Here is a 19,563-nt window from a genome sequence, read left to right as displayed (position 1 = left end):
TCAGCTCAGTGGTGGGGATGATCGTCTACAGCCAGCCGGGCAGCACCAGCAGTGCCCACGCCACAACCGGTCCGGCCAGAACGACGATGCCGCCGTAGCCCAAGACCTGCTTGTAGAAGCGCTCCTTGTCCGTGCCTTCGGGAGCATTGGCAAGAACCAGCGCGCCGTTGGTGGAGAAAGGCGAGACGTCCACGACGGTGGAGGCAATGGCCAAGGCGCAGATCAGGCCGGTGGCGCTGATGGAGCCGGTGTTCAGGAACGGGATGGCCAGCGGGATCAGCGCGGCCAGGATGGCGGTGGATGAAGCGAAGGCGGAGACCACGGCGCCGATGTAGCAGATCAGCAGGCCCGCCAGCAGCGGTGCGCCAAGGTTGGCAACGCCGTTGGAAACATATTCGATAGTTCCCGCTTCTTCCAGTACCCCAACAAAGGTGAGCATGCCGCAGATCAACAGCACGGTGGACCAGCTGATCTTGTTGACGGCGCCCTTTTGCCCAGCCGGGTTCACCAGTGCGAGGAACACGGCGATGGTGATTGATACGAATCCAACATCGACCTTGAAGCCCAGGGCGATGACGGCCAGTGCGATCAGGCCGATGATGGTCATGATCTGGCCAAAACGCTGTCCTGGTGCCTTCGGCGCGGCGCCGTCGCCGGCGGGATCGCGGGGACCGTAGGTGCCCGAGCCGCTGCCCTTGAAATCGACATCTGCGGCGTGGGCGCCGGCAGAAACCTTCAGCCGTGCTTCGGCAACTCGTTCGGCAATGGCTCCGGCACGCTGGCCAGCTAGCTGGCGACCGCCCAGGACCAGGAACAAGACGATGGCGATGACCAGGTTGAAGATGAAGCTGGTGAGGAACAGCGCGGTGGGGCTGAAATCGAATCCGGCTTTTTCAATGAGCCCGTTGACAATGACGCCATAGACCGCGATGGGGGAGAAGCCGCCAGCCTGGGCGCCGTGAACGATGAGCATGCCCATCATCAGCGGGTTGATCTTGTAGCGCTGTGCGAAGTTCAGGCCGATGGGCGCGATGATTGCGACCGCTGCCGGGCCCAGTGCGCCAATGGCGGTGATGGCTGCGGTGATGGCGAACATGACCCAGGGGATCAACGAGATCCGGCTATCGACCAATTTGACGGCCTTGTCGACGAGGATGTCGATGGTGCCGTTATTTTGCGCTATGGCAAAGAGATAGGTGACACCCACGAGGGTGAGGAAGAGCCCGCCAGGGAAGCTGGCGAGGATGTCCTTGGTGTCCATCCCAAGGAAGACGGCGCCGAGCAGGAACGCTCCGACAAAGGCCAAGGCCCCCATGTTGATGGGGAACATCGTGGCGATGATGAACATCACCGCCAAGATGATGATGGAGACTAGCGCGACAGACATGGGGAATATCCTTTTCGTGAAGGCCGCAAAGCGAGTGGATTTTTGTGTGACAGGAGTCACTGGCTCACTGGCCTAGCCTCCTAGACTCAGAGTGTCTTGTCAAGCAAAATTTCGGTGTAAGTTTGATCTAGGACACATCAAAAGGAGTGAACGTGGCTGAAATCAAGAAGCCTAGGGCTTTTGCCAAGGTGCAACGCCCCAGGCTCTATGAGCAGCTCATGCAGCAGATCTTGGCCTTCGTGGAAGAAGAGCGGCTGGGGCCTGGGGACCATCTGCCGGCCGAACGGGAACTAGCGGACCAGCTGGGCGTTTCCCGGGCTACCTTGGCGCAGGCGTTGGTCGCGCTGGAGGTCTTGGGCGTCATAGACGTCAAGCACGGAACCGGTGCCGTCTTGGTGTACCGTCCCACAGTCGCGACGGTCTTGCGAGAGCTGCATGAACACAAGAACCGGCTTCCAGATATTGTTGAAGCGCGCAGCACCCTGGAAGTGAAATTGGCATGGCTCGCCGCAGAGCGGCGCACCGACGATGACCTCAAGCGCATTAACCACGCGCTGGAAGTGATGGCCCAGGAGATTGCGGCTGGGGACCGCGGTGAAAAGGGCGACGAGCTTTTCCATGAGGCCATTACCGGGGCAGCGAAATCGTCGGTCCTGCAGAAATTGATGACTTTCATCGCTGAAATGGTGCTCGAAACGCGCTTGGAATCCCTGGGGCAGCCGGGGCGCCCGGAACGGTCCTTGGAATCGCACCGGAAAATCACTGAGGCCATTGCTGCCGGAGACCCGCAGGCGGCAGCCGAGGCGATGCAGGAGCACATCGAGCTTGTTTCCGACGTGGCCCTGCTGAAGGAAATCCAGTAGATTCCTGTCTGCTGCCCGTGCTGGCTAGTTGCTCTTCATGACATCGGTGATGTGCTGGATCAGTGCCGTTACCAAGGCGGGCTGGCGGCGGCGGGGCATTGTCAGAATCTGCGCCGTGCGTTCGGCGAAAGCTGGATGGTCAATGCGGATGAACTCCAAGCCCTCGCTCAATGCGCTGTCCCGCGCGAATTGGCTCAAGAGCGTCACTCCCGCGCCCGAGCGCGCGAATTCCATCGCCGGGTTGATATGGTCCGTCGTCAACGCAATGTTCGGGGTCAACCCTGCCATGGACATCGCAATGTCGAACAGCTCGCGCTGGGTAATGCCCTTGGCGGTCATGGACAGGGGATAGCAGCACAACTCCTCCAGCGAGATCTGGGATTTGCCCGCCAGAGGATGACCTGTGGCAAGGACCGCATAGGCCGGGGCGGGGCGGGAGCACTCGACTTGCACATCGCGTTGCAACCCCAGGGTGAAGACCGTCGCTATATCCGCGGTCCCCTCGACGATCTGGCGCGCCGCGTCAGCTGATGGAAGCACCGTCAGGTGCACCGACACTTGAGGATGGAGCTTGCAGAACGCGGCGATCGCCCTCGGGGTGACCGAGGCGGCCAGCCCTTCGGAGCTGACGACTTTGATGCTCCGTGAAATTCCGCTGGAGATCTGGCCGAGGTCCTGGAGAAGCTGCTCGCCCTCCGCCTGGACTCGACGGGTATGGGTGAGCAAAAGTACTCCTGCATCAGTGAGTTCCATGCCGCGGGCATGCCGGCGAAACACCGGAGAGCCTATCTGCCGTTCAAGCTGGCTGATTTGCCGGCTAATCGCCGAGGGGGAAACGTGCTGGGTTTCAGCTGCCTCGGAGATCGACCCGGTGGTAGCCACCTCATGGAAATAACGCAGGGCGGTGGGTAGCGTTTGCATATTGCTGAACTCTCGTTCTGAGTAGGTTTGTCTTTAAGTCAAACCTAGTGCTCGAAACGGCACTGGTTCAAGCCCCTCCTGGTCTCGTAATGTGATCTCCAGTACAGGAAACCATCGAGGGGAAATCGTGGCAACGAGACATGAGCTATTGGAAAAAGCGGAGCAGTTCGCCGACTCTGGGGAGTTGTTCAATGAACTTTCGCAGCTGGTAGCACGGCCGACGGTGAGCAGCGACCCCGCGCAAAGCGTTGCTGTCAACGCATATCTCGACGGCATTCTCCTTGAACGATTCGAAGCCATGGGCTTCTCAGTGACTACGGATCTGAATTGGCAGGGTTCAGGAAATTCCTTTCTGATCGCCACTCGCATCGAGGCTCAGCAGTACCCGACGGTGCTGTGCTATGGGCATGCGGATGTGGTTGACGGGCAAGCCGGACAGTGGGACGCGGGGCGGGATCCCTTTGAGCTGTGTGCTGAGGGGGACCGCTGGTATGGGCGCGGCGCCGCCGATAACAAGGGCCAGCATCTGGTGAACCTCAAAGCCATCGAGCTGATCCTGGCAGAACAAGGATCCCTGGGATTCAACATCACCTTCCTCTTCGAGGCCGGGGAGGAAATCGGATCGCCCCAGCTGGATGAATATGCCGCGGCGCATCGCGAACTGCTTGAGGCGGATGTCTTCATTGCCTCGGATGGTCCGCGGCAGAGCGCGGACAAGCCCACCATCTTCCTCGGAGCACGCGGCGGGGCGACCTTTGAGCTGAGCGTTCCCCTGCGCCAAGGCGGATACCACTCGGGAAACTGGGGCGGGTTGCTGCGCAATCCAGCGACGACACTGGCCGGCGCGATTGGAACACTCGTAGATGGCCACGGACGTATCAGGGTCCCTGAATTGCTGCCGGACAGCTTGCCGGACTCCGTGCGCGAGGTATTGGCGCCGGTTCAAGTCGGGCAGGGAAAACAGGATCCAGAAGTGGCGGCAGGCTGGGCGGATACGAGCCTGAGCGCCGCCGAGCGGCTCTATGGGTGGAACACCTTGGAAGTCCTGGCGATGAACTCGGCGGATGTCCAGGTGCCAGTGAATGCGATACCTGGACAAGCGCGGGCAGTTCTGCAGCTGCGGTTTGTCGTCGGAACAAACACCGACAAGATCGAATCGGCGATTCGCCGGGCCTTGGATGACGCCGGGTATTCGATGGTGCAATTGAGCATGGGCCAATGTTTTCCGGCAAGCCGTATTGAACCGGAGAATCCGTGGGTGCAATGGGCGAGCAATTCCCTGGAAAAAACCACCGGCCAGCCCACCACGATCCTGCCGAATATTGGCGGCTCGCTTCCCAACGCCGTTTTCGAATCCACGCTGGGGTTGCCGACCCTCTGGATTCCGCATTCCTACCCTGGGTGCCAGCAGCACGGCCCCAACGAACATGCGCTGGAATCGGTCCTGCGCGAAGGAGTGCAAATGATGTGCGGCCTGTTCCACGATCTGGGAACGCGCCAAGACGCGCCGAGCGCAAGCGCGCTGGCCAGTGGAAAGATATAGGAACCAGCATGGACAAGCAACAACGAGATTTGGTCGCGGAAGTTCCCGCGCCTGCACGCCAGTCCGCGGCACGAGGCATTGCGGCGGCCACCATTGGCAATGCCCTGGAATGGTACGACATGTCCATCTATGCGCTGCTGGCCATCTACATCGGGCATAATTTCTTCCCCTCGGAGAATGCGGCCGTGGAAGTAATCCAGGCGTTTGCCGTCTTCGGGATCTCCTACCTGATCCGGCCGCTGGGTGGCTTGGTGCTCGGCTCCTATGCAGACCGCAAGGGAATGAAAAAAGGCCTGATCCTCACCATCAGATTGATGGTAGTGGGCACCGCAATCATCGCTTTCATGCCTGGTTATGGAACTATCGGGCTGCTGGCTCCGCTGGGGCTGATCGTTGGCCGACTGGTCCAGGGATTCTCGGCCGGCGGCGAATTCGGAGCAGCAACCTCGTACCTGCTGGCCCAAAACAAGGGGCGCAAGGGCTTCTTGGGAAGTTTCCAGTTTGCCAGCCAGGGGCTTGGCGCGCTGATGGCTGCAATCACGGTCGTCATACTGACCAGCGTCTTCACTACAGAGCAAATGAACGACTGGGCATGGCGCATTCCGTTCTTCGTCGGACTGCTGGTGGGTCCCGCCGGATGGTGGATCCGCCGGCATGTTGACGAGGCGCCGATTGAGAAGGCCGACGACCAGCAGGCTGAGGGCGGCACGAAGCAAAATCATGCGCCGGTGCAGCAGCTATTCCGGTCGCATAAGGTTTCGGTGCTGATTGCCGGTGGTGCCCTGGCCATCTCGACTGCGTTGAACTTCGTCCTGCAATACATGCCGACTTTCGGGATCAAGCAGCTGGGCATGAATCCGTCCGTATCATTTTCATCATTGATTATTTCTGGCATGATCCTCACCTTCGCGACTCCAGTCGTCGGCCACCTGTCGGACCGGTACGGCCGCCTGAAAATCATGATCCCTGCAGTCATCGGGATTGTCCTGTTGACGATTCCGCTGTTCCTCTGGCTCATCGCAGGCAAGAGCTTCCTGGTCCTGGCCGTGGTGATGACGATTCTTGGACTGCTCAAGGCCTTGTATTTCGGGGCGCTGCCTTCGGTCATGGCCGACGTGTTTACCGGCTCGGTCCGGGCCACGGGCCTGTCATTCAGCTACAACGCGGCAGTGGCGGTCTTTGGCGGGTTCACCCCGATGATCTGTGCATTCCTGATTGAAACGACGGGACAGCCGGTGGCGCCGGGATACTATCTCGCCGTCCTGTCCATCGTCAGCATCACGGCCTTGGGAGCGGCATTCCGCTTCCGGTCAGTACGCTGAATGAGGTCTTGGAAAAAGGGTGCAAAGCACAACGGCCAGCAACCGCAAAGGTTGCTGGCCGTTTGTTGTACTGCCTTCAAGAACCGGCACCCAGCAGCTTGAGAACGTTGTCTTGATCGACCTGGCTGAAGTCCTTGTAGAACGCACCGACAGCTCCAAAGCGGTGCGGCTTGAGCAGCTCAACCAGCCCATCCGCCAGCGGAGCCAGTTCGGTGAGGGTTTCCGGGGCAATCACCGGGGACGCGACGATGATGGACTGGGGATGCAGCTGGGCAACGAGTTCCAGCGAGGCTTTCATCGTTGCCCCGGTGGCGATGCCGTCGTCGCAGAGAATCACGGATTGTCCCGCCAGATCCGGTGCATAGGCCCGGAACGCGTGGGCCAGGGCCAGCAAATCGGCATGGGTTCCATTTTCCACCGAGGCCAGCTCCTCTGGCCCAAAATACTGCAAAGCCCGACGGTGCACCTCGGCATTGAGGTAGCGGCCGCCGACGGCGGAGTACTGTGCGATGGCGCCGAAGGCCAATTCCGGATTATTGGGCACTCCGAGCTTTCGCACCGCCAAGACACCCAAGCGAGCGCCCAATGCCTGGGCTACTTCGTACGCGATGGGAACGCCGCCGCGCAATAGCCCCAGCACCGTGTACTCGCCAGCGGGCAAGGTCGTGGCCAGCTTCATGCCCAACGCGGCTCCGGCGTGGCTACGGTCGTCAAACTTGGAACTGTTTTCACTGACCATGGTTCCAGTCTTGCCCAAAGTCAGCGAAATGAATAGCAACAGCCAGAAATTCAAGCGGTTCATTCACCCGCCAGGTGGCCAGCTAGGAGAAACGCCAGAGGGCTCCCCTGATCTGAACGGAATAATCCGCCCGGAACACGAGAGCCCTTGATGGCTATTGGCGCTTAGAGCTGGTTGCCCAGCTTGAAGCCCTTGGAAGCCTGCCCGTGGTACGAGCCGTCTTCGTCACCGGCACGGGTGTAGGAAAAGCCGTCGGCGCCAATGGTGACTTCCAGCTCGGAGTCATCGGTGCGCTCGACGACTTCCTGCACGTTGCCGTCCAGGTCCAGGACCTTGGAAGCTTCGGTGTACCAGGATGGAACAACCGGGTTGCCCCACCAGTCGCGGCGCTGGTTGTCATGCACGTTCCAGGTGATGGTCGGGTTGTCCGGGTCGCCGGTGTAGTAGTCCTGGGTGTAGATCTCGATGCGGTGGTCATCTGGATCCAGGATGTACAGGTAGAACGCGTTGGACACGCCATGGCGGCCCGGGCCGCGCTCGATGCGATCCGAGATGCGCAGGGCGCCCATCTTGTCGCAGATCTGGATGATGTTGTGCTTCTCGTGGGTGGAGAAGGCCACGTGGTGCAGGCGCGGGCCGTTGCCACCGGTCAGCGCGGTGTCGTGCACGGTGCCCTTGCGGTGCATCCAGGCTGCATAGGTGGTGCCTTCATCGTCCTGGATGTCCTCGGTGACGCGGAAGCCCAGGTCCTCGAGGTAGGCGCGGCCACGAGGCACATTCGGGGTGACCTGGTTGAAGTGGTCCAGGCGGACCAATTCGCCGGCCGAGTACAGGTCGTAGCGCATGTGCAGGCGCTCAACGTGGGTGGTTTCGAAGAAGAACTCGTAGGGGAAGCCCAGCGGATCCTCCACGCGCACCGCGTCTCCGATGCCCTTGACGAAGCCTTCGGTGCGGCGCTCGGTGCGGCAGCCCAATTCCTTGTAGTAGGCCTCGGCCTTGTCCACGTCCTCGTTGGAGCGGACACGGAAGGCCATGGCCTTCAACGCGGCCACCGGGCCCTTGGTCAGCACCAGGTTGTGGTGGATGAATTCCTCGAAGGAACGCAGGTAGATCTGGTTCTTGTCCTCGTAGGAGACATGCAGGCCCAGAACGTCAACGTAGAAGTTGCGCGAGCGCTCCAGGTCGGTGACCACCAGTTCGGCGTAGGCGCAGCGCAGGATATCCGGTGCTGGAACCGAAGGGGTGGGAATCGGGTTCTCGATCTCTTTGCTCATGATTTGCTCCTTTGCAAGCAGGAAAGATTAGTGGAGGGAAGCGGGAGCTTCCTAGACGCCGAACTTGGGGGAGTGGGCTTCGTTCAGGGTGATCTGGATGGACTGCTGGGTGGTGTAGAAATCCACCGAGCGGTAGCCGCCCTCGCGGCCCAGGCCCGAAGCCTTCACGCCGCCGAAGGGGGTGCGCAGGTCGCGGACGTTATTGGAGTTCAGCCACACCATGCCGGACTCGATCTGGTGCGCGAAGTTGTGCGCGCGCTTCAGGTTGCTGGTCCACACATACGCGGCCAGGCCGTACTTGGTGTTGTTGGCCAGCTCGAGTGCTTCCTCGTCGGTGTCGAACGGGGTGATCGCCACGACCGGGCCGAAGATCTCGTCCTGGAAGATCTGGGCATCGGGGGCGACATCGGCGAACACGGTCGGTGCAACATAGTTGCCCTCGCCCTCGAAGCCTTCTGCGCGCCCGCCGCCGGCCAGCAGCCGGCCCTCGGTCTTGCCGATTTCGATGTAGCTCATGACCTTCTCGAAGTGCTTCGGGTGCACCAGCGAGCCCACCTCGGTCTTCGGGTCGCTAGGCAGGCCGACACGGATGTTCTTGGCGCGCTGCGCGAACTTGGCAACGAAGTCATCGTAGATATCGCGCTGGACCAGAACGCGGGAACCTGCGGTGCAGCGCTCGCCGTTCAGCGAGAACACGCCGAAGACGGTGGCATCCAGGGCTGCGTCCAGGTCGGCGTCGGCGAAGACCACGGCCGGGGACTTGCCGCCCAGCTCCAGGGACAGGCCCTTGAACTGCGGAGCAGCGGCGGTGGAGATGGTGGCGCCGGTGGAGGAGTCGCCGGTGAAGGATACCAGCGGCACCTCCGGGTGCTTGACCAGGTAGTCGCCGGCTACGCCGCCGGAACCGAAAATCAGGTTGAAGACGCCTTCTGGCAGGCCCGCCTCGCGGAAGATGTCTGGCCATAGCCCTGCGGAGAGCGGGGTGTAGCTGGCGGGCTTGAGGACTACCGAGTTGCCGGTGGCGATGGCCGGGGCCAGCTTCCAGGATTCTTGCATGAACGGGACGTTCCAGGGGGTGATCAACGCGGCCACGCCGATGGGCTTGCGGTTCACGTAGTTCATCTGGCGTCCTGGCACGCGGAAGGAGTTATCCACCTGCGCCACGATCAAGTCGGCGAAGAAGCGGAAGTTCTCGGCGGCGCGGCGGGCCTGGCCCTTGGCCTGGGTGATCGGCAGGCCGGAGTCGTAGGACTCGAGCAGCGCCAGCTCGTCGTCGCGGGACTCGACGATGTCAGCGATCTTGTGCAGCACGCGGGAGCGCTCGCGCGGCAGCATCTTGGACCATGGGCCTTCCTTGAAGGCCTTGCTTGCTGCGGCCACGGCCAGGTCCACGTCGGCCGGCTGCGCCGATGCAGCCGTGGCGTAGTTGGTGTTGGTTACTGGTTCCTGGACGTCGAAGGTTTCTCCGCCAATGGAGTCCACGAATTCGCCGTTGATGAAGTGCTGCAGGTGGGTTGGCAGGTTTTCTGGTACGAAGTGCTTGCTCATGGCAATTCCTCTCGTGCTCGCTGGTGTTGTTGATTCCGGCGTGGATGCCGGTGTGTCGTGAATATTGTCAGTTGCCTAGATCGCGCTGGGTTCCATGCCAGCGGCTTTCAAATAGCTGTTCAGGGTGTGGGCGCGGTGCTCGCGGCAGGCGGCTTCGATCTGGGCTGGGGTGGCGTGATCCGCGATCAAATCCAGCAGCGCGTCGTGCTCCTTGACGGATTCACGGGCGCGGTAGGGGATATGCGTGAAGCTGCTGGCCCGCATGGCTGCCAGCCGGCGCCAGCCGCGCTGCACCAGATCCAGGATGTGCGGGTTGGGGCACTGCCCGTAGAGCAGCTGGTGGAATTCGGTGTTCATCCGGGTGAATGCCACCGGATCGAAGTCCTCCAGGCATTGGCGCATCTTCTCGTTCAGCTCCCGGGCCTCGGCCAGCCAGGCGGCATCCATGGAGCCGGCGGCCAGCGCGGTGGCTGCCGGCTCTATGATCATCAGCGTCTGCATGGTGTGCAGGTACAGGGTCGAATCCACATGGGCCACGGTCGCCCCGACGTTGCGGGTGAAGTGGACCAGGCCTTCGGCTTCGAGCCGGCGGATGGCCTCGCGAACCGGGACGACCGAGCAGCCCAGCTCATCGGCGATGGTCCCCAACACCAGGCGGTAGCCCGGCGAGTAGGCGCCGTTGGTGATGCGCTCAGAGACCAGCTGGTAGGCGGCCTCGGATTTGGAGGCGGACGTTACAGTGCCCATGAGTCCAGCTCTGGGCTGCCGGCGTCTTTCCACGCGTGGTACTTGGCTTTCCACTGCGCGTTCATCGGGAACAGGCCCTCGATGCCGTAGCCGCGCTTGACCATGGCGAAGATGAATTCGTCATTGGATTCGGTGATTACCGCTTCAGCGGCGACTTCCTCCACCAGTGCTGGCGGAATGACCACGATGCCATCTGAGTCGGCCACGATCACATCTCCGGGCTGGACCGAAACGCCGCCGCAGGCCACGGTGATGTCCTTGTCCCAGGCCACATGCTTGCGCCCGAGCACTGCCGGGTGGGCTCCGTTGTAGAAGACCGGAATCTCCAAGTTGGAGACCGCGTCGAGGTCGCGCACGCCGCCATCGGAGATGATGCCTGCCGCGCCGAGCTGCTGGGAGCGCAGTGCCAAAATGTCGCCCAGGGTGGCGGAGCCGGTTTCGCCGCGGGCTTCCATGACGAGGATTTCGCCGTTCTCCAGTGAGTCGATGGACTGCTTCTGGGTGTTGTATCCGCCGCCGTGGGCCTTGAAGAGATCTTCGCGGTTGGGGATATAGCGCAGGGTGCGGGCGGTGCCAATCACGCGCTGCATGCCCTTGGTCGCGCCGGGCACTTCGATGTTGACGTTGTTCAGCCCTCGCTTGCGCAGGGTGGCGGACAGCGTGGCGGTGGCTACCGAAGCCAGCTGTTCGCGGACCTTGTCGGTGAGCACGTCCTTGCCGGTGACCAGCGGAGGCAGGCCGGCCGAGGCGCGGTCGCCGTAGGCATCTTCCTTGTCCTTGTCGCTGGCCTTGGGCTGGTTGCCGAAGGAGCCGAAGGCGGCCATTCCCTCGGTGGCCGTGGTTTTCAGCTTGCCGGTGGTGGTGCCGGTGATCAGGTCGGTGACTTCGACTTCCACGACATCGCCGGGGAAGAAGACGGTGGAGCCGGCGGGAGTTCCGGTGAGGATGATGTCGCCGGGCTGCAGGGTCATCTGCTGGGAGAGGTCTGCAATGATCTGCGCGAAGGAGAACAGCAGCTCGGAAGTGGTGGCGTCCTGGGCGATCTGGCCGTTGACCCAGGTCTGCACGCGCAGCTTGGCGGGGTCCAAGGCGGCGGCGTCCAGTGCGTTCGGGCCTAGCGGGGTGTAGCCGTCGCCGGACTTGGAGCGGATGTTCGATCCCTTGTCCGCGTACTTCATGTCATGCACGCCCAGGTCGTTGGAGGCGGTGACCGAACCTACGTGGTTCCAGGCCTCTTCTACCGTGACGCGGCGGGCGGCGGTGCCGATGATCAGCGCGATTTCGCCTTCGAAGGCAAGCAGCTCGGTGCCGGCTGGACGCTCAACGGTGCCGTTGGTGGCAGCCAGGGAGCTGCTGGCTTTCATGAAGTAGCTCGGGAATTTGGGGGTACGGCCGCGCTGTGCCGCGCGGGAGGAGTAGCTCAGGTGCACGGCCAGAACTTTGCCTGCCTGGGCGAAGGTCTCTTCGGTTACTGGGACAGTAGTGGTCACCGTTGATCGTCCTGCTTTCGTCATACATCATCTCGTACATCAAATCGTATACGATCAGTGTGCTCCCAATCTCATCCGCTGTCAAGAAGAGCATGGAAACTTCTTGCCCGGTTGACCGCCGTGGGCCGGGAATCCGCACAGCGGCGGGGTAAAACAAAGGCGCCGTCCAAAGCGGATTACTTTGAACGGCGCCTTCAGTTGGTGCGGCTGATTCGCTTCACATCACCTTCGGTTACACGCGGATCGCATCGACAATCCGCACTCTCGCGGCCACGAGCGCCGGGAGAACGCCGGTCAGCGCGCCAACGGCGATCGAAACTGAGATGCCGGCCAGGGCTGCCCCGATGGGGAACGCTGGTATCTGATCGATGCCAGAGCCAACGATCATATTGATCACCTTCGGGTTGGTCACCACGGCCACGGAAATCAGCACGCCCAGGCCGCCGGCAACGGCGGTGGCAACAACGCTTTCCATCATCACCGAGAAGAAGACCCTGCCGGTCGTTGCGCCAAAGCTTCGACGGATGCCCACCTCTCGAATGCGCTGCTTCATGGTCACCATGGCCACGTTCAACAGGCTCAAGGATCCAAGCAGGAGAATGATCCCGGCAATCCCTCCGGCTACCATGGCCAATTGCTTCAGGCTCTCATCCCCGCCCCAGGACAAATAGTCAGAGCGCATGGACTCGACAGAGTATCCGGGAAGCTCGGCCTGCATTTGCATCGCGAAATGCGCAGCTAGCTCCTCGGAGCCTTCAATGGGGACCCACATTTCATAGCTTGCATCAGCCAATGGAGAGGTAGCGGCAAACCAATGGTCATAGGTTTGCGGGAGCATCCACATCTGTCCGCCAAGTCCGCCATCCCTGGTTGATGTCGCCCCAATCACTGTGACCGACACCTTCTGCGCGCCTGCATTCATTTCAATGGAGGCGGGCAGCGGCCCCTGGTCCAATTCCAGCTCCTGGTACAGGGTCCGATCCACGACCACAGTCGGAGCCAGGTTTTGCGCATCTTCGGATTCCAGCCAACGGCCATGCTGCGCGAAGATCCGGTGAATGGGAGCGTAGTCAGGATCCACGACCATGACTTCCGAGTCGATGGTGGAACCTTGAGCGGAGGCCTTGTAGCCGTAAGTCCGGGAAACCATGGACGCGTATTCAACGTCAAAGCGCTCAGCGGTTTTCGTGAATGCGTTGGAGACCTGCGCGTTGGCCGAAGGGAACTGTTCGCTCTGCTCGCTAAATGCGTAGGTATTGATCAGTGCCGGCCGGCCATTGCGTTCCAGCTGTTCGGTCATCAGCTGCTGTGCCATGCCGGCTCCGGCAACTGCCGTGGTCAACGATGCCACTGCGATGGTGACGCCCACCAGGGACAACAAGACGCGCAGCTTGTGGATCCGCAGTTCCTGCCAAGCTTCCAGCAGGGCCGCCACGAATCCGGTGAAGAGTCTTAGCAAGGAATTCACCGCGCCACCTCCTGTGCCATGGTCTTGAGCATTCCGTCTTCCAGGCGGAATTGCTCGCGGGCCAGGGCCGCGACATTGATGTCGTGGGTGATCGTGATCAGCGCGGCGCCGGATTCGACCGTAGCGGCGTCGAGCAATTCCATAACTGCCCTGCCGGTGGCTACGTCCAAAGCGCCGGTTGGTTCATCGGCCAGGACAACTCGCGGCCGGCGCACCAGCGCCCGGGCAATGGCCACGCGCTGTTGCTCACCGCCCGAGAGGGTCTGTGGCATCGAGTCCAAGCGGGTACCGAGCCCCACCTTTTCCAGGGCCTCGGTCGCGAGGGTTCTCCGGCGCCAGAAATCACGGCCGGAGGCATACATCAACGGAGCCATGACATTCTCCAAGGCGGTGCGCCCGGGCAGCAGATTGAACTGCTGGAATACGAAACCGAGGTCGCGGCCGCGCGCATGGGCTGCACGCCGGGCACTGAGCCTGGTGGCATCCTGTCCACGCCACGCCAGGCTGCCCGAGGTAGGCCGGTCCAATAGGCCCAGGATATTGAGCAAGGTGGATTTGCCGGTGCCCGAGCGTCCAACAATGGCGATGTGATCTCCTTCGGAGACTGACAAGTTGATGCCGTTCAAAATGTGCAGCTCGCTGTCATCGGGCAGCAATACGCTGCGAGTGACATTTTCGAGCTTCAGCAGCTGGGCATCACTCATCAGGGAACGATCTCCATGCCCGGATCCATTTCAACGGCAGGGGCTGATCCCGGGACATATCGCAGAACCTCGGCATCGGCTTTGAGGCCGGAGCGGACTTCCACCACCTTGCCGTCGGTGATGCCAAGTTCTACTTCGGTGCGGATCTCCTTGCCTTCGCCGTTCAGGATCCAGACGGCGCCTTTGCCAACGAGCCCACGCACGCTGGTCACCGGCACGGTGAGCACATCGTCAGCAGAACCCGCATTGACATCCAAGTTCATATCCAAGCCGTCGAATACGACAACGTCCTCGGGGACATCGCAGGAAATTTCACTGCCCGAACTCGATTCGCCCTCCGTATCAACAGCAGGATCAGCCATTTCACCGTCTTCCCCAGGCGTTTCAGGTTCTACGTTCTTAGATGCAGAGTCCCCGATGCTGAGGTTTTTGCAGGTGAAGGGTTCAGGCCCGCCTTCAATGCTGACAGTCGCTTCAAGCGTTTCATCCATGATCCGGTAGCGATCCAGTGCCTTGATCGTTCCAACAGCGTGGAAGCCTTGCGGCTGTACCGTCGCGAGGCTTGCGCCCTTTTCGACGTCATCGCCGATCTCGATATCGAACTTTCCAATTTTGCCTGTAGCTGGTGCATAAACGTCGTGATAGGAGACGGCCGTTTCCGGCGAGCGGGTTTCCGAGTCTCCGTCTGGATCTGTCTGCGGCTGATCTTCGGCAGAAGATACCTCTGTTGTTGCCGGCTCCGTCGAACTTTCGACGCGAATCTGGAAAATCTTGTCGCCTTGGCTGACGTTGTCGCCAACTTTCACAAAGGCCCAATTGACGACGCCTGTGGAGGGCGCGGTCAGGGGCTGGGATTCGACAAGCTCGATGGTTCCAGGAATTGAAAGCGAGTTCTTGATCGTATTTTTTTCGACGAGGACAGTCTCCGCCGGGATTTCACCGGAAGGATAAAGCCGGTCGTCGGCGGCTGGAGTGCTCCCGCTGAAGGCTAGTTTTACCAAGCTGACGGCAATCAGCGCGCCGATGATTAACCACGCGCTGGGCAGGATGATGCGTCTGAAGACGCGTCGTTGGCTCATGCTACATCTCTATTCATCCTATCTTTTTATCAAAACGCTCAGGCAATACCAAGCCAATACGCAGATAGTATCCATATTGTTATTTGTTTTTCTAGACTTTTACACATCAGGTCAAGCGGTGGTTTGTACATGGGCGCTCTGAGTTCTAGTGGTACGATGCTGGCGCGCCTCAAGCGAACCGGGTAAGCGGATCGTAGTTAGGGGGAGCGGTCCTACAAAATACTGGTTCATAATCTTGAAGCCCGAATCAGCGGTGATCCGGGCTTCAAGATATTCAGTGGTTCATCTTTGCGAGTCCCTCATGAACCTGATGGGTCCTACTTGGACACGGACTTGCTGTTGGTTGAAGTTGCCCAGGAGGTGGTCGGAATGGACAAGCGGTAGGCCTTCTTCTTTGACTGCTTTAGGGTCAACTTGGCGGTTCCTTTTTGAGCGAGACCGTCTTCAAGGTCTTCCACGAGTTGCCGGTTTTGACCTGGAATTTGGCTGTCTTGGCGTTGTACTGGCCATAGCGGTACTTTTCCGGTGAATACACCTGGGCTTTGGCCGCCAGCGTTACCTTGCTGCCGGAGCGTTTTGCTGTCAGCGAGCTTTTGGTCTTGCCCCGAACGTAGAAGCTCTTGCTGGTCCGATCGGTGCAGTCGACGTAGTCGGTGTCCTGATACCCGAAATACGAGTCCCAGTAACTATAGGTAGCTGACACATCTGCTGGTCCCACTTTGTAGGTGCCCAATCCGTCCCACAAGGGGCAGATTAGAGCGCGATCGGACACCTTGCGGTTTTCAAACCTCAGTGAATCAACCGGGCCGCCATTTTGGGAAGCAAGGATGGATGCGTACGCGTCTTCGGAGTTCTTCTTGACCGTGGAAGATGCTTTGACCGAGCCATAATGGCAAAGTGCACTATTACCCCTCCCAAGCTCTCCAGAGTTTGGCATACTTGCCATCGGCGGACAGCAGTTGCTCATGGGTTCCGTCTTCAATAATTTCACCGTGGTCCATCACAATGATCCGATCAGCGTTTCTCGCCTGCGATAACCGGTGCGCGATGACTAGCGCGGTTCGTTCCTTTGTTAAGGTGGCTGCAGCCTTATCCAATTCTCGGGAGTTGCTTGATCCTGACTCTGCAGTAGCCTCGTCCATGACGACAATGCGCGGATCAAGCACGGCAATTCGCACTAAGGCTAGATGCTGCTCTTGATGGCTGGAGAGTTGGAAAGCATTGGAACCCAACAAGGAGTCCAAGCCTTCAGGCAAATCGTAGATCCACTCGGCATGGCAAGAAGCAATTGCTTGTTGAAGTTGGGCCTCGGAACACGGTGAAGTGGATCCTAGCGTGAGGTTTTCCCGAACCGTTCCGGAGAAGATATGGGTATCTTGCGAGATGAGTGCGATGTTCTGGCGAAGATTCGTCATGTCGTACGCGGACAACTGTTGCCCGTCCAACGCTGCGATGCCACTTGCTGGTTCGATAATGCCGGACAAAATCCGTGCCACAGTGGTTTTTCCTGCTCCGGTGGTGCCCACCAAAGCGACGCATTGCCCCTCAGCCAAGGACAAGTCAAGATCCTTGAGCACGGTCACTGCGGAGTCGAAGTGGTGACTAACTCGATGCAGAACCAGCCCGCCAGAGGGAGACAGCTCGTGGCGAATCTTAGAAGTTTCGCTGGGATTGCGGCGCTTCGCCAATAGGATGCCGGTAACTCGACGCAGTGCGATACCTGCCTCTTGAACGATGTCAAAGAGCGTGACCACTTCAGAAATCGGATCAAAAAGCCGATGGTAGAGCAGTGCTGCAGTGGTGACCGCACCCAGTGTCGTTGCGTCGGCCTGCACAAGGAAGAATCCGGCTGTCAGCAATGCTGCCATCGTTACGAATTCTGCTCGATTGTTGCGCGCGAAGTAGCGGGTGAGCATGCGGAACACCCGGTCTGCTACGTTTCGTGAATCGTAACTGGCCCGTTCCAACGCATCAACCTGTACCTGTGCCCAGCCTTGGGAATGCAGCATCGCGCGTCCATGGAATGCATTGAGGAACGTATTGGTGCGACGGGCAAGGATCTCACGTTCTTCACGGTATAGCGGTGCGCTTTGCGGCAGGTACCAGCGCAAGGACAGCCAGTACATTGGAATGGCGATCAGCCCGGTGAGGCCCAGAACCCAGTGCAGTGTGAATAGTGCTGGAACCGAGAGCACCAGCAAGGTGGTTGCCGACAAGAAGGCCGGCAAGAGCCACGCGACCGCTTGAGAAATTAATCGGGAATCATCCGAAACGCGCGAGACGAGCTCGCCGTCGCCGGCCCGCTCCAGGATTCCAGATTCCAAATTGAGTGCATGCTCTACGGCGTCTTCACGCAGAGTTGCTACCGCAGGTTCAGCGATTTTTGCGTAGAGTACGCGGGCGTACCAGGTGAGCGCGGCGCCACAGACCAACGAGGCCGCGATGGCAAGCAAGCAGCGGATCAGTGTGGGTTCGGGGGCGTTGGTGCCCAGTGCATCAACAAGAATGCCAATGGCAAATGGGGCCAGCATGGCACTAGCCGAGGCGGCCAGGGTGATCAGCGATGCCCAGATAATTAGCCACCTTTGCGGGCGTAGGGTTCGGCCCAATACTCGCCAGGCGGTAGCAATGCTGGCTGTGGGCAGCGCTGGTGTTACTTGATTGGTGTTTTCGGGGGTGAGGCTCATCGGCTAACCACCTTTTCATAGGTTGACTTTGCACAGAGATCCTGGTGTGTGGAACGGGTGATTGACCCGTCGTGGTCAAGGAAAACTACCTCATCGGCCGCGTGCAACAATGTGGGTGAGGTGCTCAGTAAGAGCAAAGTTCCGGCGCCTGCGCCGGTTACCTGAGCATGTTCGCGCCAACGGAGTAATCCTTGGGCGATATTCGCTTCGGTCACCGAATCCACTGCACTGGTCGGTTCTTGCAGGACCCTTACCAGCGAGCCGCCTGCCAGCGCGCGCGCAAGGGCAATGCGCTGCCTTTGCCCGCCCGAAAGGTTAAAACCGCGTCCTTGCACCCGGTGTTCTAAACCTTCTGGGTAGTTCTCCAATAATTCATCGACTCCGCTGGCGCGCAGCAGAAGTTGCAGCGTCTGCGGGTCGGGAATCGGTGCTTCACCAAAAATATTCTCCCTAATACTGCCTTCAACCAAGTGTGCTTGATGAGGGGCCAAGCGCAGCAAAGAGGGAAGATACGCGGGGTTGATCAGTGAAACGTCGACGCCATCGAGCAGAAGATGCTGGCGCGAAACAGGTGAACCTTGTGTTGTTACCTGTTGGTTAGAGCCAAGGCTGAGGGTCGTAGCAAGTTGTGCACGCAGGGAATCTTCTGCGCAAACCAGTACCGTGAAACTGCCGGTCCGGACGGTGAGTGGTCCTGCTGTCAACGCCGGCAAATCGATGGAGAGCGTGCATTCGCCGCGCGGAACCGGGCGTTGATCGCCCGACGCGTCTGCACCGTCGGCCAGCAGAGTTGCAACGCGGTCGGCTGCGGCCAAGGATCTGGTGCGGGCCTCGACTGTGGAGACCAAAGTGCCTAGTGGTGTGGCGAGGAATTGTGCGACGCCCAGGACGCCCAGTAGTGCTCCGATGCTCATGGAGCCGGCAGCTACTTGCCATGCACCCAGACCTGCTGCAGCCAACAGAACCGTCCCGGAGACCAGTACCTGGGCAGCGTCGATGCGTCCGGAGGCAGAGGCTGAAATGATTCCAGCGTTCGCGGCGCGTTGACTGGCATCGCGGTAGCGAGCGGCAGCTTGATCGTGACCACCAATGCCACGTAGCACCTGAACACCCGCCATGAGATCGGCGGCTGCGGCCCCGGACGCGGCGATGTCTGACTGTAGATTATCGCTGGCCTTGCTCAACCGTGGGGTGAGCCAGCGAAGTGCCGCCATGCCCAAGGGCGTGATGATCAGTACCGACAGACCCACCCACAGATTGGCCCAGATCAGGTACGCGGCACAGACCAGAATGCCACCTAGCGCGCTAAAGCCCAGCGCTGCCTGGCGGATGATCGAGGCGCAGACATCGGTATCCACCGAGGTGATGGTAGCGATTTCCCCTGGCATGCGGGCGTTGCGTGGCCGGTAGCTGGGGGCCATGACATGTTCGGCAATTCGAGTGCGTAGCTGGTGAACCTGCCGGTTCATTCCTGAGTTTCCCAGGCGGGCGCCAAAACGATAGCCGAAGGAAAGCATCGCGAAGCACAGTCCCAGGACGATGAGCCAGAGGATCAGTTGGGTCATGTTGCGGCCGGCTATCGCATGATCGATAGTCGTGCCGATCAAGGCTGGGACGAGAGCTTCGCCAGCAGTCCAACATGAAAGTAGAGCGACTGCGGCGATGATTCGGCCACGTTCTGCGCGCAGCAAAGCACGCAACAGTAGGAGCCCGGCGGGGCGAGATGAGGACATGAAATCTATATTATGTTATAAATATGTTTCGTAACTAATGTAGGTTAGCCTACGGTAA

The 19,563-nt window shown here is 60.2% G+C and carries 16 protein-coding genes; 3 read left to right on the top strand and 13 right to left on the bottom strand.

Features of this window, described 5'->3' with window-relative positions; all coding sequences use genetic code 11:
* Positions 1–25 precede the first annotated feature (25 nt).
* Positions 26–1,387 (bottom strand): SLC13 family permease, encoded by a 1,362-nt coding sequence (locus AC6CHO_RS10115; protein WP_498214889.1) that lies wholly within the window; start codon positions 1,385–1,387, stop codon positions 26–28.
* A 161-nt stretch (positions 1,388–1,548) separates the two neighbouring features.
* Between AC6CHO_RS10115 and AC6CHO_RS10110 the strand changes: the two genes are divergently transcribed.
* Entirely contained in the window at positions 1,549–2,250 is a 702-nt protein-coding gene (locus tag AC6CHO_RS10110; RefSeq protein WP_498214965.1) for a FadR/GntR family transcriptional regulator, read from the top strand.
* Between the two features lie 24 nt (positions 2,251–2,274).
* Here the strand turns inward: AC6CHO_RS10110 and AC6CHO_RS10105 are convergent, their stop codons facing one another.
* Positions 2,275–3,171 (bottom strand): LysR family transcriptional regulator, encoded by an 897-nt coding sequence (locus tag AC6CHO_RS10105; protein WP_498214888.1) that lies wholly within the window; start codon positions 3,169–3,171, stop codon positions 2,275–2,277.
* A 127-nt stretch (positions 3,172–3,298) separates the two neighbouring features.
* Between AC6CHO_RS10105 and AC6CHO_RS10100 the strand changes: the two genes are divergently transcribed.
* A complete protein-coding gene (locus tag AC6CHO_RS10100; RefSeq protein WP_498214887.1) occupies positions 3,299–4,714 on the top strand; it encodes a M20 family metallopeptidase in 1,416 nt (471 codons plus the stop codon).
* Between the two features lie 8 nt (positions 4,715–4,722).
* Positions 4,723–6,036: an MFS transporter gene (locus AC6CHO_RS10095; RefSeq protein WP_498214886.1), complete on the top strand. Its 1,314-nt coding sequence runs from the start codon at positions 4,723–4,725 to the stop codon at positions 6,034–6,036.
* 76 nt (positions 6,037–6,112) lie between these two features.
* On the opposite strand, the gene AC6CHO_RS10090 is transcribed toward AC6CHO_RS10095, so the two are convergent.
* From AC6CHO_RS10090 to AC6CHO_RS10040, 11 genes are all read right to left on the bottom strand, one after another.
* Positions 6,113–6,838 (bottom strand): phosphoribosyltransferase, encoded by a 726-nt coding sequence (locus AC6CHO_RS10090; protein ID WP_498214885.1) that lies wholly within the window; start codon positions 6,836–6,838, stop codon positions 6,113–6,115.
* Positions 6,839–6,939: 101 nt separating this feature from the next.
* The gene (gene hpaD / locus AC6CHO_RS10085) at positions 6,940–8,037 is read right to left on the bottom strand and encodes a 3,4-dihydroxyphenylacetate 2,3-dioxygenase (protein ID WP_498214964.1); all 1,098 of its coding nucleotides are present in this window, start codon (positions 8,035–8,037) and stop codon (positions 6,940–6,942) included.
* A gap of 63 nt (positions 8,038–8,100) precedes the next feature.
* Positions 8,101–9,597, bottom strand: a complete 1,497-nt coding sequence (hpaE, locus tag AC6CHO_RS10080; protein ID WP_498214884.1) for a 5-carboxymethyl-2-hydroxymuconate semialdehyde dehydrogenase — start codon at positions 9,595–9,597, stop codon at positions 8,101–8,103.
* Between the two features lie 75 nt (positions 9,598–9,672).
* Positions 9,673–10,344: a GntR family transcriptional regulator gene (locus tag AC6CHO_RS10075; protein ID WP_498214883.1), complete on the bottom strand. Its 672-nt coding sequence runs from the start codon at positions 10,342–10,344 to the stop codon at positions 9,673–9,675.
* A complete protein-coding gene (locus AC6CHO_RS10070; protein WP_498214882.1) occupies positions 10,332–11,858 on the bottom strand; it encodes a fumarylacetoacetate hydrolase family protein in 1,527 nt (508 codons plus the stop codon). The genes AC6CHO_RS10075 and AC6CHO_RS10070 overlap by 13 nt, the downstream gene beginning before the upstream one ends.
* Positions 11,859–12,066: 208 nt before the next feature.
* The gene (locus AC6CHO_RS10065; protein ID WP_498214881.1) at positions 12,067–13,302 is read right to left on the bottom strand and encodes an ABC transporter permease; all 1,236 of its coding nucleotides are present in this window, start codon (positions 13,300–13,302) and stop codon (positions 12,067–12,069) included.
* A complete protein-coding gene (locus AC6CHO_RS10060; RefSeq protein ID WP_498214880.1) occupies positions 13,299–14,006 on the bottom strand; it encodes an ABC transporter ATP-binding protein in 708 nt (235 codons plus the stop codon). The genes AC6CHO_RS10065 and AC6CHO_RS10060 overlap by 4 nt, the downstream gene beginning before the upstream one ends.
* Positions 14,006–15,085: an efflux RND transporter periplasmic adaptor subunit gene (locus AC6CHO_RS10055; protein ID WP_498214879.1), complete on the bottom strand. Its 1,080-nt coding sequence runs from the start codon at positions 15,083–15,085 to the stop codon at positions 14,006–14,008. Before AC6CHO_RS10055 ends, AC6CHO_RS10060 begins: the two co-directional genes overlap by 1 nt.
* A gap of 409 nt (positions 15,086–15,494) precedes the next feature.
* Positions 15,495–15,788: a hypothetical protein gene (locus AC6CHO_RS10050; RefSeq protein WP_498214878.1), complete on the bottom strand. Its 294-nt coding sequence runs from the start codon at positions 15,786–15,788 to the stop codon at positions 15,495–15,497.
* 202 nt (positions 15,789–15,990) lie between these two features.
* A complete protein-coding gene (locus AC6CHO_RS10045; protein ID WP_498214877.1) occupies positions 15,991–17,772 on the bottom strand; it encodes an ABC transporter ATP-binding protein in 1,782 nt (593 codons plus the stop codon).
* Positions 17,769–19,505 carry an ABC transporter transmembrane domain-containing protein gene (locus tag AC6CHO_RS10040; RefSeq protein WP_498214876.1) on the bottom strand — a complete coding sequence of 579 codons (1,737 nt, stop codon included), beginning with the start codon at positions 19,503–19,505 and terminating at the stop codon, positions 17,769–17,771. The genes AC6CHO_RS10045 and AC6CHO_RS10040 overlap by 4 nt, the downstream gene beginning before the upstream one ends.
* Positions 19,506–19,563 lie beyond the last annotated feature (58 nt).

This window comes from Glutamicibacter sp. GQ173 (genome assembly GCF_059759215.1).
This window is presented reverse-complemented; position numbering and strand designations above follow the sequence as displayed.

Excerpts from the sequence above, each read along its gene's own strand:
- AC6CHO_RS10045 (WP_498214877.1), bottom strand. The coding sequence starts at position 17,772 with ATGAGCCTCACCCCCGAAAACACCAATCAAGTAACACCAGCGCTGCCC.
- AC6CHO_RS10070 (WP_498214882.1), bottom strand. The coding sequence starts at position 11,858 with ATGACGAAAGCAGGACGATCAACGGTGACCACTACTGTCCCAGTAACC.
- AC6CHO_RS10115 (WP_498214889.1), bottom strand. The coding sequence starts at position 1,387 with ATGTCTGTCGCGCTAGTCTCCATCATCATCTTGGCGGTGATGTTCATC.
- AC6CHO_RS10105 (WP_498214888.1), bottom strand. The coding sequence starts at position 3,171 with ATGCAAACGCTACCCACCGCCCTGCGTTATTTCCATGAGGTGGCTACC.
- AC6CHO_RS10095 (WP_498214886.1), top strand. The coding sequence starts at position 4,723 with ATGGACAAGCAACAACGAGATTTGGTCGCGGAAGTTCCCGCGCCTGCA.
- AC6CHO_RS10090 (WP_498214885.1), bottom strand. The coding sequence starts at position 6,838 with ATGAACCGCTTGAATTTCTGGCTGTTGCTATTCATTTCGCTGACTTTG.
- AC6CHO_RS10075 (WP_498214883.1), bottom strand. The coding sequence starts at position 10,344 with ATGGGCACTGTAACGTCCGCCTCCAAATCCGAGGCCGCCTACCAGCTG.
- hpaE (WP_498214884.1), bottom strand. The coding sequence starts at position 9,597 with ATGAGCAAGCACTTCGTACCAGAAAACCTGCCAACCCACCTGCAGCAC.
- AC6CHO_RS10060 (WP_498214880.1), bottom strand. The coding sequence starts at position 14,006 with ATGAGTGATGCCCAGCTGCTGAAGCTCGAAAATGTCACTCGCAGCGTA.
- AC6CHO_RS10040 (WP_498214876.1), bottom strand. The coding sequence starts at position 19,505 with ATGTCCTCATCTCGCCCCGCCGGGCTCCTACTGTTGCGTGCTTTGCTG.
- AC6CHO_RS10055 (WP_498214879.1), bottom strand. The coding sequence starts at position 15,085 with ATGAGCCAACGACGCGTCTTCAGACGCATCATCCTGCCCAGCGCGTGG.